Here is a 13,643-nt window from a genome sequence, read left to right on the forward strand (position 1 = left end):
GTTGGTCGGCGATGGACCAAAAAAGCCCCGGCTGGGGTAGGCCGGGGCAAGAGGGCTGTCATCGAAACAGCATTGGAACTCGTTGCAGTGCTCGCGCACTGCGCGCGGTCACTGATGAGGGGCATCGCCCTCCAGTGCGGGAGCGCTGGGGCTAGCGTTGGCTCGCTTGCGTTCCACCATGCGGCGCACGCCAACGTAGAACAGCGGGGTCAGCAGCAGGCCGAAGACGGTGACGCCAATCATCCCGTAGAACACCGCCACGCCCATGGCCTGACGCATCTCGCTGCCGGCGCCGCTAGCCAGCATCAGCGGGATAACACCCGCGGTGAAGGCCACCGAGGTCATCAGGATCGGACGAAGGCGCAGGCGGCAAGCGGTCAGCACGGCGTCGAGGCGCGACTGCCCCTGGTCCTGCTGTTCCCTGGCAAACTCCACCAGCAAAATCGCGTTCTTGCAGGCCAGCGCCACCAGCACGATGAGTCCGATACGGGTGAAGATGTTGTTGTCTCCCCCGGTCAGCCACACCCCGGCCATGGCAGACAGCAGTGTCATCGGCACGATCAGGATGATCGAGAAGGGCAGTGACCAGCTCTCGTACTGGGCCGCCAGCACTAGGAACACCAGCAGCACCACCAGCGGGAAGACGTAGATCATGGTGTTACCTGCCAGCACCTGCTGATAGGTCACCTCGGTCCACTCGTAGTCCACACCGGAAGGCAAGGTGTCGGCCAGCACTTCCTCGATGGCCTGCTTGGCCTGATCGCTGGACATGCCGGGCGCGGGTGAGCCGTTGATATCAGCGCTGACAAAGGTGTTGTAGTGCATCACCCGGTCAGGTCCCGTGGTGGGGCTGACGTCGACGAAGCTGCCCAGCGGGATCATCCGACCGTCGTTGCTGCGCACCTTGAGCTGACGAATGGCCTCGGCATCCAGGCGATATTCGGCATCGGCCTGGGCGCGTACCTGATAGGTGCGGCCAAAGCGGTTGATGTCATTGACGTAGAGCGAGCCCAGATAGATCTGCAGGGTGTCGAATACCGCATCCAGCGAGACATTCATCACCAACGCCTGCTCGCGGTCCACTTCCACGTCAAATTGCGGCACCTGTATCCGATAGCTGGAGTACACGCCGGCCAAGCGCGGGTCCTGGTTGGCCGCTGCCACGACTGCCTGGGTAGCGTCGAACAGGCCGGTGAACCCCACGTTGCCGCGGTCCTGCAGCTGCAACTTGAAGCCACCTGTGGTGCCAAGTCCCAGAATCGGCGGCGGCGGGAAGACCGCCACATAGGCCTCGTCGATCTGGCTGAACTGGGCGTTCAAGCGAGCCGCAATGGCGCTGGCAGACAGCTCCGGCGACTGGCGATCCTCGAACGCATCCAGCGGGGTGAACACGATGCCCGAATTCGAGGCATTGACGAAGCCGTTCACCGATAGCCCAGGGAAGGCCACGGTATGGGCGACACCCGGGGTCGACAGCGCAATCTCCTGCATTTCGCTGATGACCTCACTGGTGCGCTCAAGGCTTGCCGCGTCAGGCAGCTGGGCCATCGCCACCAGATACTGCTTGTCCTGGGAGGGGATAAAGCCGCCCGGCACTTCCTGGAACAGCTTGCCGGTGAGTCCCAGCAGCGCCAGATAACCGAGGCCGACGATCAGACCGAAGCGCAGCAGGCGGCGAATCAGACCTGTATAGCCCCGCGACATGGCGGCAAAGGCACGGTTGAACGGGGCGAACAGCCAGCGTCCAAACAGGCCATCGATCACCCGGGTCAGCCAGTCCGGCTTCGCCCCATGCGGCTTGAGCAACAGGGCCGACAGCGCCGGTGACAGGGTCAACGAGTTGAAGGCCGAGATCAGCGTCGAGATGGTGATGGTCAGGGCGAACTGCTGGTAGAACTGGCCCGTCAGACCGCTGATGAACGCGGTCGGCACGAACACGGCGGTCAGTACCAGGGCGATGGCAATGATCGGACCGGTCACTTCACGCATGGCGATCTGAGTCGCCTCGTAGGGGGAGTGGCCGAGCTCGATGTTACGCTCCACGTTCTCCACCACGACGATGGCGTCATCCACCACGATGCCAATGGCAAGCACCAGTCCGAACAGCGACAGGGTATTGATCGATACCCCGATCAACTGCATCACCGCAAAGGTGCCGATCAGCGAGACCGGTACCGCGATCAACGGGATCAGGGAGGCGCGCCAGGTCTGCAGGAACAGCACGACCACGACCACCACCAGCAGCACCGCCTCGAGCAGGGTGTGGACCACCGCCTCGATGGAGCCGCGCACGAAGACGGTGGGGTCATAGACGATGTCGTAACCCACGCCATCGGGGAAGGCCTTGGCCGCCTCGGACATGTAGTCGCGCACGCCATCGGACAGCGCTATGGCATTGGAGCCGGGGCGCTGGAAGACCGGCATGGCGACCGCGTCCTTGCCATCGAGCTGAGCGCGCAGGGCATACTGGTCAGCCCCCAGCTCGACCCGCGCCACGTCACCCAGGCGCGTAATGCGGCCATCGTCGTCCACGCGAATCACGATGTCGCGAAATTCCTCCGGTGACGACAGCCGTCCCTTGACGTTGAGCAGGCGCTGGAACTGGCTCTCGCTGGGCGCCGGTTGTGCGCCCAGGCTACCCGCCGCGACCTGCTGGTTCTGCTCGCGTAGGGCGGCCACCACATCGCTGGCGCTGAGGCCACGGGAAGCCACCGCGTCAGGATCCAGCCACACCCGCATGGCATATTCGCCGGCACCGAACAGTTGCACATCACCGACACCATCGAGGCGAGCGATATCGTCCTGCAGGTTCAGCCGCGCGAAGTTCGATAGCCACAGCTGATCGTAGCGACCGTCGGGTGAGGTCAGATGGACCACCATCGTCAGGTTGGGAGATGACTTCTCGGTCGTCACGCCCAGGGCCTGAACCTCCTGGGGCAGGCGGGGAGTGGCGCGGGCAACACGGTTCTGGACGTTGACCTGGGCCTGGTCCAGGTCGGTGCCGAGGGCGAAGGTCACGGTCAGCGTCAGGTTGCCATCGGCGGTGGACTGGGAATCCATGTACAGCATTCCCTCCACCCCGGTGATCTCCTGCTCCAGAGGAGTCGCCACGGTCTTGGCGATGACTTCAGGGTTAGCGCCTGGATAGTTGGCCTTGACCACGACCGTGGGCGGCACCACCTCGGGATACTCCGAGATCGGCAGTTTGACCAGCGCCAGGCTTCCGGCCACCACGATCAGTATCGACAGGACCGCCGCGAACACCGGACGGCGAATGAAGAAACTCGACAGATTCATGAACGCTCCTGTGCTTCATCGCCGCCCGCGGCACTGTCCGCGGCAAGCGCGTCAGCAGGGCCCTCGTCGCTCGGCGCTGGCTGTGTGTCCGCAATCTCGCCGGACGAACCGCCCAGCCGCTGGGCCAGGCGCTCGGTGCGCTGGCGCAGCTGTTGCAGCGTGGAGCGGTCCGGCCCGTCGATGACCTGGGGAGACACCGCCATGCCGGGGCCAAACTTCGACGGTCCTGCCGCGACCACCGGCTCGCCACCCTCCAGGCCTTCGGTGATCTCGCGCCAGGCGCCGAAACGCGCACCGGTGGTCACCTTGCGGTAGGCAAGGGTGCCGTCATCGCCAGCCACCAGCACAAAGTTGGCGTCCAGGTCGGTGCCGATGGCACGGTCGGGCACCAGCACACCCTCGCGGTCACGTGCAGCGGCGAGTCTCACCCTGGCAAAGGCGCCGGGACGCAGGGACGGATGCGCCGCATCGAAGCGGGCACGCACTCGCAGGGTGCCGGTGGCTTCATCCACTTGGTTGTCGATGAAGTCGAGCTGGCCCTCGAAGGCAAACTCATCCTGGCCAGCGAGCTGCAGCTCCACCGGCCAGCCCTGGTCGGCTGTCACCGCCGCGAAGTCGCGATTCCAGGTGCGTTCGTCGATATCGAAGTAGGCGTCGACCTGGTCGGTGCTGACAATCGTGGTCAACACGCTTTGCCCGGCGCTGACCACGTTGCCCACGGTCAGGTCGGCACGCGAGACGCGCCCACTGATCGGCGCGGTGACCTCGGCGTGTGCCAGGTCCAGGCGCGCGCTGTCGAGCTGGGCCTGCAGGGACGCGACCTGTGCACCCTGGGCCTGGGCGCCTGCCCGGCGTGCTTCGGCTTCCTCGCGGGCCATCAGGTTGCGGCCAACCAGCTGATTGGCGCGATTGGCCTCGCCGTTGGCCCGGACCTGCTCTGCCTTGCCTCGGGCGAGCTGGGCTTCCAGCTCACGCACACGTGCCTCGAAGGGTGCCAGGTCCAGGCGCACCAAGGGCTGTGCCTGTTCGACCAGGCTGCCTTCCTCGAACAGAATGTCGGCGACCTGGCCGGTCACCCGGGGACGCAGGGTGACCCGCTCCGGTGCCTCGAGGCGCGTGGTGTAGCGATACCAGTTCGAGACCGGCTGGCGCACGGCCTCGACGACCTCGACGGCGGGGGCCTCGCTGGCCGCGCCTGAGGCATTCTGGTTCGACTGGCCCTCGCTGGGCTGGCAAGCCGCCAGCAACAGGCCAAGGCTGGCCATCCCCAGCACCCCGAGAAACAGACGGCCAGCAGAGGGAATGCTGGCACTGGGCAGGGTGCGAGAGGGAGATTGCGACGCCACCTGGGGGTCGCGCGGGGGGCTGAGATGTGACATCTGGCGACTCCTCGAAAAAAGGTTGGCCAGTGTAATCGTTGATTGGGGGTTGTATTAGACCGGTTGGTCGCACATTATTGTTGCCACATATGCACGGTTTTATGCTGAATCAATCGCCCCCACAGTCTCAGGCCGAGATCCCAGCCCCGAGATCCCTGCTCCCAACCCCCACACGAGGAAAGACACGATGGACCAACCCAGCCGACTGCTGCTGCTGGTAGACGTAGCGGAACTTGGCAGTTTCTCTGAGGCGGCAAAGCGGCGTGAGCTGGATCGGTCCGTCGTGTCCAAGCATATCGCGAGGCTCGAGCAGGAGCTGGGCGTCCGCCTGCTCAATCGTTCTACCCGCTCGCTGTCGTTGACCCAGGCCGGCTTCGCCATGGTGCAGCAGGGCCGCGAGCTGCGGGAATGGATGTATAACACCCAGGCGCTGGCAGAGAACCTGCAGCAGGCACCCAGCGGCAGGTTGAAGATCAGTGCTCCCGGCATTCTTGGTCGCTGCCTGGGCTTCGAGGCCATGCGTCGCTTTCGCGAACACTATCCTGACGTCGAAGTGGACCTGCAGCTGGAGGAGCGTCGGGTCGACGTGATCGGGGAGGGCTACGACCTGGTCCTGCGGGTGGGGGATATTCAGGACTCGACGCTGGTATCCTCGCCGCTGGCACCGAACCATCTGCTGATTGGTGCAAGCCCGGAATTTATCGAGCGCCATGGAGAGCCCCGCGATCTCGCCACACTGTCGCGGCTACCCGCGTTGACCTTCAGCTCCCTCGAGTTTCAGGTGGACTACCTGCCCTATCTGGACGAACAGGGACGAGAGCAGAAGCTGCCGCTCAACAGCCAGATGCGTACCAGTGAGGCGGAAGTGGTGAAACGGGGCGTGATGGCCGGGATGGGCATTGGCGTGCTGCCAGCCTTTGCCATGAATGATGAGGTCAAGGAGGGCAATATCGTGCCGCTGATGACCGACCTGCCGCTACCGGCCTTTGGCATCATCACCTTGCTGTATCCCCATCGCGAGATGCCGTTGCGGACCCGACGCTTTATCGAGATTCTGCGCGAGATGGTCGGCACGCCCCCCAAGTGGGAGGCGTATATCCCAGGCTTTGCCGAGATGTACGGCAAGGCGGCCGGACCCCTTGGCCCAGTGGCGGACCGCTCCGCCTGAACGTTCCCTCTGACCGCTCCGTCTGACCGCACCGTCTGAAAGGGGCGGGCGACGCTCTGTCGCCAGCCCTTGCGCCGCTAAGCCGTCTACTGCCTAGCCGTCTACACGGATGACCAGCTTGCCTGCCTGCCGCGGGCCGTGCTTGAGCTCGCTCAGGCGGGTCGGCAGCGCATCAAACTCATCCACCGCCACGTCGGACAGCGACAGGGCGCCTTCGGCCACCTGATTCAGCAGCGTCTCTCCAGCGTTGACCAGCGCCTGCCAGTCCTGGTCGGTGCCGGTCATGTGCAACGCGCCCAACGCCACCTCATGCTGGGACAGGGCGCGCTCGAACGGCGGCGCCACTGGGCCGTCCAAGCGGTCCTGTACACATACGACATGGCCATTGGCGCCCAGATGCTGTGACAGTTGGCGGGCGTGCTCGCCGTTCACGGTATCGATGACGGCGAAGAGCGGTGCCGTCAGCTGATGGGGTGAGCTGATGGCCTCATCGGCCCCCAGGGCGTACAGCAGTTCATGACGTTCGGGAGAGGACATGGCGATCACGTGGAAGCCACGCGCCTTGGCCAGCTGCACGATGATACGCCCCACACTGCCTGAGCCGCCGGACACCAGCAGGTGCGCACCGGTCGTGACGGGCAGCTTTTCGATGGCCTGCCAGGCGGTCAACACCGGGCACGGAAACGCCGCCGCGGTGATGAAGTCGATACCATCCGGAAGCCGCATGACCGCACGGGCGGGCAGCCTGAGTCGGGTGGCAAAGGTGCCGGGCCCGGCCAGAGAGGTGTGTACCGCAATACGGTCGCCAGGTGCCAGGTGGTCGACGCCAGGGCCGGCGTCAATCACCACGCCGGCCGCATCGACACCGGGAATCTGACCGGGCTGCCACAGGCGACTTTCCATGGCGATGAATTTCCAGTCGACCGGGTTCAGGCCGATGGCCCTGGTATCGACGATGACCTCACCGCCCTCGGCGGGGCGCATCTCGTGATCTTCCAGGGTGAGGGACCGCGGCTCCCCTGGCTCGTGCCAAGTCCAGGCCATGAAGGTGTCATGCTGGGGCATGGGTAACATCCTGTTGCGTTGTAGAAGACGACGACGCCTCAGCGTCCTGGTGAAAGGTGGGCAGTACCTCGGCAGCCAGGCGCTGCAGGGTATCCTCGATCGGGGCCTGGGTGCGCCGCAGGTTAAGCCCGATGTGGTTGACACCTGCAGCCTGCATGGCCGTCAGCTCTTGAATCAGGCCCTGGCTGCCGACCCGCAGGCCGAAGCGATGTCGGCGTGGCGGTTCCTCAGGGTTCTCGGCCAGGTCCAGGTGGATGAAGCTGACGTAGGGCTTGTCGCCGGCCACCCTGCGCCACAGGTCGACTCTTCGAACGTGGTCGTCGGGGGTGCCTGGGTAGGCCAGCCAGCCGTCCATGTGCTGCCCGACCCAGTCGGGGCGCTGCTGAGCCAGACCGGCGACCAGCAATGGTGGCTGCTCTGCCTCCGGCAGCAGGGCCTGTCCCGCGTCAAGGCGCTGGTCGGCGTCGCCCTTGAGCACCGCTACCGCATCGCGAAAGGCCTCACCTCGCTGCTCGAACGGCACACCGAACAAGGGGTATTCCACCGGGCGGTCTCCGCTGGCGACGCCCAGCAGCAGGCGGTTGTGGCTGAGGTGTTGCACGCTGGCGGCGGCCTTCCTTACCAGCCACGGCATGCGCAGCGGCAACACGGCTGCCGCGGTACCCAGCAGGGTCTGCCGGGTAGATGCCGCGAGATACCCCAGGTACGTGAACAGCTCGAACACCTGGCCGGCGTCACCGAAGCTGGGGTCGTAGAGCGGAACATCGCGCAGCCACAGCGCGCGAAAGCCAAGTTGGTCCGCCAGCTGGGCGCGCTCCAGGTGAGCGCTCAGATCCGGTACGCCGAAGGGGCGATCGTCCCGTCGTCTCGACGCCTCGCCCGGCTGGCTCCAGTCGTTATCCAGGGGGAGCTCAAGACCAATGGTGAGAGGCCCCTGGGTCAAACGTTGCAAGCTCATTGTGGCTCCTGCCTTATGTAAGGCATCAACAGAAGGGTCATGGCACGAGTGTGCTGTCGCAAGCTGACGGGAAAAAGGCACCTGGGGCCGAAACACTTTTTCGTTTGCGACAACAATCTATCCGGGGTTAAAGAAGATCGCGCTATGCTGGCGTCATACTGGACCCCAGGTAATGGATGAGCCCTGGGCGGACGCAGATCGATGCCAGTGCCCGCCCAGCAGACCCATTGAAGTCGCCGCGGCAGTCCTGCTTCACTAAGCAAGCGCTGCATACCTTAGCCGAGCGGTGCCCGGCGCCCGCGGTGCAGACCCCGCAGCCCATGCGGTGCAGGTAAGGCATTCAATGGCGTGCTATCCAGCGACTCGTCCAGGCAGGCATTGACGCAGTGCTGGCTTGGCTCACGGAATGAGGCCAGGCTGCCGGTAGCTGATCAGGAGGTTGATGAGATGAATGACAACACCAGGCAAGAAGTGATCCTGGCCGATGAACCAGATCACGCGGAACACTATTCGGACGAACGTTTCTGGGCCAAGGTCAGCCGTTATGCCAAGGCCGCTGGCGAGGTCACCCTGTCACGGGCGTTGACGCTGTACTACGCCGCTCGCGACAAGGACACCCCGGTGTGGGCCAAGACCACCATCTATGGGGCGCTTGGCTACTTTATTTCTCCCATCGACGCGCTGCCGGATCTGACCCCGCTGATCGGCTACACCGACGACATGGGCATGCTGGCGGTGGCACTGATCACCGTGGCCTCCTACGTCAAGGAAGAGCATCGACAACTGGCGCGGGCCAAGCTGGCGCGGTGGTTTTCCTAGAGCAAGAGAGTGGAGCGGTGACAGGACAGGAGCCGGGGTTGGCCCCTGCGTATGCTGTACAGGTCGCCACTCGCGTTTGCCATAGACAAAGGGCTCGCCATCAGGCGAGCCCTTTGTCTTTCAGGACGCAATGATCGCGCGGTGGCCCAGGCATGGATGGCCGGGGCACCTGGCGAGGCGATCAGGCGTCGCTTTCGGCGTCCAGCTCTACCACCACCTTGCCCACGGCCTTGCCGGAGGTGAGATGAGCATACGCCTGGCCGACATCGCCAAGGCCAAAGCGGTGGTCATCGACCAATGGGGTCAGTGCACCGGCATCGATGATCTCTGCCAGGCGCGCCAGGATCGTGCCATGAACCTCGCGGCCGACATTGTGAATCATCGGAATCAGCATGAAGATCACGTGCAGCGATGCGCCCTTGAAGTGCGCCGCCGACATGTCCAGTTCTGCCAGAGACAGGGTAGTGGTCACCTGACCATTCAGCGCTACGGCATTGAAGGAGTTGAGCAGGTTGCTCCCCCCGACGGTGTCGAAGATGACATCGAAACCGGCGCCGTCGGTGTAACGCTGCACGTAGTCCTCGACGGACTGTTCCTTGAAGTCGATGGCGGTCGCGCCGAGGGCCTCGATCTGGGCCAGCTGGGCGGCGCCAGACCCGGTGGCGAAGACCTCGCAGCCGAAGTGCTTGGCCAGTTGCACTGCCACATGCCCAACACCACCGGCGCCGCCATGGACCAGCACCTTGTGGCCGTTACCTGCGCCTGACCGCGTCAGACCCTCGTAGGCAGTAATCGCCACCAACGGCAGTGCTGCTGCCTGGCGCATGGACAGGCGATCAGGCTTGCGGGCAATCAGCCGAGCATCTGCCAGCATGTAGTCCGCAAGGGTGCCTTGCAGATCACCCAGGCCGCCAGCGCAGCCGTAGACCTCATCCCCCGGTGCAACGTCGGTGACGCCTTCGCCGACCTCGACCACGGTACCGGCGAAGTCCATGCCGAGCACGGCGGGAAGGGCCGGCGCGATGGGCAGCTCTTCCTGGCCGAGCTGCCGGATCATGGTGTCGATAGTGTTGACGCTGGTGGCGCTGACGCGCACCAGCACGTGACCCGGTGTCACCGTGGGGCGCGGCAGGGTCGCCGGCTCAAAGGGTGCGTCGGGGCCGTAGCTGTTGAGGACCATGGCGTGCATGGTGCTGGTGGAGAGGGTGCTGGCGGAGAGGGTGCTGGCAGAGAGAGTAGTTGCGGGCATGGTGTGACTCCTGAGTCAGGGGGTGAGTTGCTGCTCAGGATGTCCGAATCGCCACGGCAGAAAAACGCCATGAGGCCGGAATCAGTTTCTTCCATTTCGCGAAGCTGGCCCGTGACGACATAGCCCGCGCCGTCGTTAGCGCTCCCAGACCGGCGGGTCGCCGATCTTTTCCAGCAGAAAATCGATAAACACCCGGACCTTGGCCGTGACCACGCTGGACTTTGGGTAGACCAGCCAGATGGCCGATCGATCGTCCACTTCGTAGTCCGGCAGCACGCGAATGAGATTGCCCTGGTCGAGGTTGTGGCGAACGCTCCAGAGCGCATGCATGGTGATGCCGACTCCCGCCAGCGCGGCGTATCTCATGCTGGCGCCGTCATCGCAGTACACCCGCGGCTTGATACCGGCGGGGGGAAAGGTGTGGGGGGTTCTGACGCCATGCTTGGCCAGCGCGCGGGGCGCCCCGTCCTGGAATACCAACAGGCTATGTTCGGCCAGTTGCTGGGGGGACGTGGGAATCCCGTAGCGCTCCAGATAACCGGGGGAGGCGCACAGAATACGGCGATCGTCGGCCAGCTTGCGCGCCTTGAGACTGCTGTCCTCGATGGGATAGTTGCGCAGGGCCAGGTCATAACCGCCCTCGATCAGGTTCATCTGGGTATCGGAGAGCCGGAGATCGACGCTGATGCCCGGATAACGTTCCAGAAACTCCGGGAGGATAGGAGCAATGTACTGCTGGGCGAAGGTGCTGGAGGCGGCAAAACGCAGTCGGCCGACCACGTCTTCGCTGTCCTTGCCAAGCACCTCAAGCCCGGCATCTGCCTGGGCCAGCATTTCCCTGGCAAAAGGCAGAAAGGCGGCACCTTCCGGTGAGAGCGAGACCTTGCGGGTCGAGCGGTGCAGCAGGTCGGCCCCCACCTGGGTTTCCAGCTTCGACAGTCGAGCACTGGCTACGGCGGGGGCGATTCCCAGCTGACGTCCGGCTGCGCTGATATTCAGCGTTTCTGCCGCCAGGACAAACAGGCGCAAGCCGTCGGTATCCATGCGCTGACTCCTGAAAGATGAGGGGGAGGGTATTATCGCGCGGCTTCAAGCGTTTACATCAAGTGCTCTGGCATTATATAGAAAATCTAAATTCTGAAAGCGGAAAGTAGCTATTCTGCTTGGACCAACGGCGCGCTAAGTTGGCTTAGACAACGACGACAACAGAACAGTATCGCTAAGCCAACATCGCCAAGCGACCATGCCAGCGGAGACACCCCATGCGCTACCAGAAGCTTGCCACCCTAGATGTTCAGATCGACGACGCCATCGCCTGGATCAGCTTCAGCGATGCGCCCACCGAACACTCCAGTGAGCTGGCACTGGAAGAGTTGACCACAGTGGTACAGCAGCTGGAACTGGACGTCACTATCAGCGTCGTGGTGTTTCAGTCGCGTCATCCCGATATTTTCAACGCCCAGATTGGTGGCAGCAGCTGCCAGCAGCTGGATGGAAAGTTCAACGTCCGCAATGAATACGCCTATCAGGACTTCAAGGCACTGTTGACCCGTATTGGTCAACTGCCCCAGGTGACCATCGCCCGGGTAGAAGGGATTGCCCGTTACGGTGGTCACGAGCTGGCCATGGCCTGTGACAGTTGTATCGCTGCCCGAGGCAAAGCCCGCTTCATGCCGATGGAAACCGCCATGGCGGGTCTCCAACAGAGTGACGCGCGCGATTCATTGGCATCGATCTATCTCGGCGCCTTCGGCCGTGACTACGGCGTCGGCCAGGTAGCCCTGGGCAACCGTGACTATGGTGCCGATCAGGCCGAGTACCTGGGAATGGTGCAGCGTGCGCTGGACCCGCACGAGATGGGACCCTACGTCGAGGAAACCGCGACACGCATGGCGCAGTCCCACTCCGCCAAGGTGGCCTCCATGCTGAGCCACGTCATCGCTCCAGCAGGTGCCGCCGCCGTCAGCCTGGCATAAGCAGGCCCTGAGTAGCCCCTGAGCAGCCCCTGAGAAGGCCCAGAGAAGGCCCAGAGAAGGCGCGGTCGAGCTAGCAGTGTGATCCTGCCGAACACGGTGTTCACAGTGTCTTAGGGAAACGCTGAATACATGTCTCGAGCGATGACAGGTCGGTCGCTTCCGGAGCGGAAAGACCGGAGTTTACATGCGGTAAAATAAGGATCTTGAGCACCGCCAGCAGTCGAGATGCCGAGCGCCGTAAGTTATGCAGTGTGTCCTTGGCGTTGATAGGATACTGAGCTTCACTTATCGACAGGATGGATCCATGTCACGTCACCTTCTGCTTGCGACACTGCTCGTTGCCGTATCATCCACCGCCCTGGCTGCAGATCTCAAGCCGGGCCAGTGGGAGATCACTCAGAGCATGGAAGGCGCACAGCTGCCCGCCGAGATGACCGAAGAAAGAACCACTACCCAGTGCATGACCGCAGAAGAGTCCGATGACCTGGCCGCCACCATGCGCAAGGACTGGACCGAATCTGGCTGTGAGGGCATCACCATCGACCGTGATGGCAACGCCATCGACGCCCAGGCCTCATGCACCGCGGGTGCACGCAGCACCAGCTTCGATGCGGACATCACCCTCCACAGCGACGAGCACTTCGCCAGCGTGATCGACATGGATAACGGCCAGCAGGTCACCATCCATCAGGAAGGCCGCTGGTTGGGCGAAAGCTGCGAAGGCTGATTTGCGCTAAGCGTTGATCAACTGGAGCCGTAGAAGAATCGCAGTGAAAGGCGTGCCGAGGGGCGCGCCTTTATCGTTTGCTTGGACGTAGTGCGGGAGTTATCTCGAGGGTAGTCCCGCTCGACTGACTCCCAGGTGTACTTTTCATCCTTGGACCCGGGTTCTCCCCATATCGAAGAGATAGCCCAGGGGGAGGGAATTGTCCGCCTCAATGTTGCGTGTCTGACTCCCTAATGCTCTTTGGATGCCGTCCTGCGAACCACCGCCGCATTGATTTCTTCCACTTCCTGGTCAATGCGCTGGTGATACTCATCGCCGGGATGCAACCAGTCCTTTATGCGCCGAAGTATGATGGGGTCCTTTGATGCGAAATCTCTTGCGCGCTCAAATGCCCGTTCTTGCAGCTCTTCAGGCGGTGATAGCTCTGCGACGAGCCCCCACTGATACGCCTCTTCACCTGTGAAGGCCTCTCCACCGAAGATCAAACGCTTGGCACGCGGAAGCCCTATGGCGCGCTGAAGCAGCATAGAGCTTGCCGCCTCGGGAGCGATGCCCAGGGCAACAAAGGGTAGCTTGAACGTCGTTTCAGCGCTTGTGACGACCCAGTCAGCATGCAGAAGCCAGGTGACGCCTATCCCCGCAGCAGAGCCATGCGCAGCGATGACTAGCGGCTTGCGCACGTTGGCGATGGCATGCAAAAAACATGGCACCGGGTCTTCGGGCTGTTGAGGCCACTCCTCGAAGGCTTTCAAGTCATGTCCTGCGCAGAAGCTCTCACCATTGCCTGTTACCACAATGCAGAGCACATCATCCCGTTGTTCGGCATCCTTCAGGGCTGCGGTAAGTGAAGTGAACATCGGCATGGTGATCGCATTGCGTTTTTCAGGCCGGTCAATACGTATGTGCATGATGCTGTCCTGGACACTGCACTGAATGGCTTCGCTTCGCTCCATGAGGAAGGGTCCTGTTCCGGTAGATGGGATACGACGGTGGTCATCGACATTG

Annotated in this window: 11 protein-coding genes; 4 read left to right on the plus strand and 7 right to left on the minus strand. The window is 63.1% G+C overall.

Annotated elements, in window-relative coordinates; translation table 11 throughout:
- Positions 1-108: 108 nt before the first annotated feature.
- Both KUV45_RS09390 and KUV45_RS09395 read right to left on the minus strand, forming a co-directional pair.
- Positions 109-3,297 carry an efflux RND transporter permease subunit gene (locus KUV45_RS09390; RefSeq protein WP_222162815.1) on the minus strand — a complete coding sequence of 1,063 codons (3,189 nt, stop codon included), beginning with the start codon at positions 3,295-3,297 and terminating at the stop codon, positions 109-111.
- Entirely contained in the window at positions 3,294-4,676 is a 1,383-nt protein-coding gene (locus tag KUV45_RS09395) for an efflux RND transporter periplasmic adaptor subunit (protein ID WP_222162816.1), read from the minus strand. Before KUV45_RS09395 ends, KUV45_RS09390 begins: the two co-directional genes overlap by 4 nt.
- 187 nt (positions 4,677-4,863) lie before the next feature.
- Between KUV45_RS09395 and KUV45_RS09400 the strand changes: the two genes are divergently transcribed.
- Positions 4,864-5,844 carry a LysR family transcriptional regulator gene (locus KUV45_RS09400; RefSeq protein WP_222162817.1) on the plus strand — a complete coding sequence of 327 codons (981 nt, stop codon included), beginning with the start codon at positions 4,864-4,866 and terminating at the stop codon, positions 5,842-5,844.
- Between the two features lie 93 nt (positions 5,845-5,937).
- Here KUV45_RS09400 and KUV45_RS09405 read toward each other — a convergent pair whose 3' ends face one another.
- Together KUV45_RS09405 and KUV45_RS09410 are read right to left on the minus strand one after the other, a co-directional pair.
- Entirely contained in the window at positions 5,938-6,909 is a 972-nt protein-coding gene (locus KUV45_RS09405) for an alcohol dehydrogenase catalytic domain-containing protein (protein WP_222162818.1), read from the minus strand.
- Positions 6,896-7,867, minus strand: coding sequence for a TIGR03571 family LLM class oxidoreductase (locus KUV45_RS09410; protein ID WP_222162819.1), 972 nt, complete (start codon positions 7,865-7,867; stop codon positions 6,896-6,898). The genes KUV45_RS09405 and KUV45_RS09410 overlap by 14 nt, the downstream gene beginning before the upstream one ends.
- Positions 7,868-8,314: 447 nt before the next feature.
- On the opposite strand from KUV45_RS09410, the gene KUV45_RS09415 reads away from it, so the two are divergent.
- On the plus strand, positions 8,315-8,686 hold the full coding sequence (locus KUV45_RS09415; protein ID WP_222162820.1) for a YkvA family protein: 372 nt from the start codon (positions 8,315-8,317) through the stop codon (positions 8,684-8,686).
- 181 nt (positions 8,687-8,867) lie between these two features.
- Here KUV45_RS09415 and KUV45_RS09420 read toward each other — a convergent pair whose 3' ends face one another.
- Positions 8,868-9,935 carry a zinc-dependent alcohol dehydrogenase family protein gene (locus KUV45_RS09420; RefSeq protein ID WP_224851994.1) on the minus strand — a complete coding sequence of 356 codons (1,068 nt, stop codon included), beginning with the start codon at positions 9,933-9,935 and terminating at the stop codon, positions 8,868-8,870.
- A gap of 135 nt (positions 9,936-10,070) precedes the next feature.
- Positions 10,071-10,979: a LysR family transcriptional regulator gene (locus tag KUV45_RS09425; RefSeq protein WP_222162821.1), complete on the minus strand. Its 909-nt coding sequence runs from the start codon at positions 10,977-10,979 to the stop codon at positions 10,071-10,073.
- Between the two features lie 218 nt (positions 10,980-11,197).
- Here KUV45_RS09425 and KUV45_RS09430 point away from each other — a divergent pair, with 218 nt between their 5' ends.
- Together KUV45_RS09430 and KUV45_RS09435 are read left to right on the plus strand one after the other, a co-directional pair.
- Positions 11,198-11,911, plus strand: coding sequence for an enoyl-CoA hydratase/isomerase family protein (locus KUV45_RS09430; RefSeq protein WP_222162822.1), 714 nt, complete (start codon positions 11,198-11,200; stop codon positions 11,909-11,911).
- 304 nt (positions 11,912-12,215) lie between these two features.
- Positions 12,216-12,638 (plus strand): DUF3617 family protein, encoded by a 423-nt coding sequence (locus tag KUV45_RS09435; RefSeq protein WP_222162823.1) that lies wholly within the window; start codon positions 12,216-12,218, stop codon positions 12,636-12,638.
- 230 nt (positions 12,639-12,868) lie between these two features.
- On the opposite strand, the gene KUV45_RS09440 is transcribed toward KUV45_RS09435, so the two are convergent.
- Positions 12,869-13,591 (minus strand): enoyl-CoA hydratase-related protein, encoded by a 723-nt coding sequence (locus KUV45_RS09440; RefSeq protein ID WP_222162824.1) that lies wholly within the window; start codon positions 13,589-13,591, stop codon positions 12,869-12,871.
- Positions 13,592-13,643 lie beyond the last annotated feature (52 nt).

The sequence above is a fragment of the Halomonas sp. DP3Y7-2 genome, assembly GCF_019800795.1.
In the GTDB taxonomy this organism is placed as follows: domain Bacteria; phylum Pseudomonadota; class Gammaproteobacteria; order Pseudomonadales; family Halomonadaceae; genus Halomonas; species Halomonas litopenaei_A.

Coding starts and splice junctions, on each gene's coding strand:
- KUV45_RS09390 (WP_222162815.1), bottom strand. CDS start 3,297: ATGAATCTGTCGAGTTTCTTCATTCGCCGTCCGGTGTTCGCGGCGGTC.
- KUV45_RS09395 (WP_222162816.1), bottom strand. CDS start 4,676: ATGTCACATCTCAGCCCCCCGCGCGACCCCCAGGTGGCGTCGCAATCT.
- KUV45_RS09400 (WP_222162817.1), top strand. CDS start 4,864: ATGGACCAACCCAGCCGACTGCTGCTGCTGGTAGACGTAGCGGAACTT.
- KUV45_RS09405 (WP_222162818.1), bottom strand. CDS start 6,909: ATGCCCCAGCATGACACCTTCATGGCCTGGACTTGGCACGAGCCAGGG.
- KUV45_RS09410 (WP_222162819.1), bottom strand. CDS start 7,867: ATGAGCTTGCAACGTTTGACCCAGGGGCCTCTCACCATTGGTCTTGAG.
- KUV45_RS09415 (WP_222162820.1), top strand. CDS start 8,315: ATGAATGACAACACCAGGCAAGAAGTGATCCTGGCCGATGAACCAGAT.
- KUV45_RS09420 (WP_224851994.1), bottom strand. CDS start 9,935: ATGCCCGCAACTACTCTCTCTGCCAGCACCCTCTCCGCCAGCACCCTC.
- KUV45_RS09425 (WP_222162821.1), bottom strand. CDS start 10,979: ATGGATACCGACGGCTTGCGCCTGTTTGTCCTGGCGGCAGAAACGCTG.
- KUV45_RS09430 (WP_222162822.1), top strand. CDS start 11,198: ATGCGCTACCAGAAGCTTGCCACCCTAGATGTTCAGATCGACGACGCC.
- KUV45_RS09435 (WP_222162823.1), top strand. CDS start 12,216: ATGTCACGTCACCTTCTGCTTGCGACACTGCTCGTTGCCGTATCATCC.
- KUV45_RS09440 (WP_222162824.1), bottom strand. CDS start 13,591: ATGGAGCGAAGCGAAGCCATTCAGTGCAGTGTCCAGGACAGCATCATG.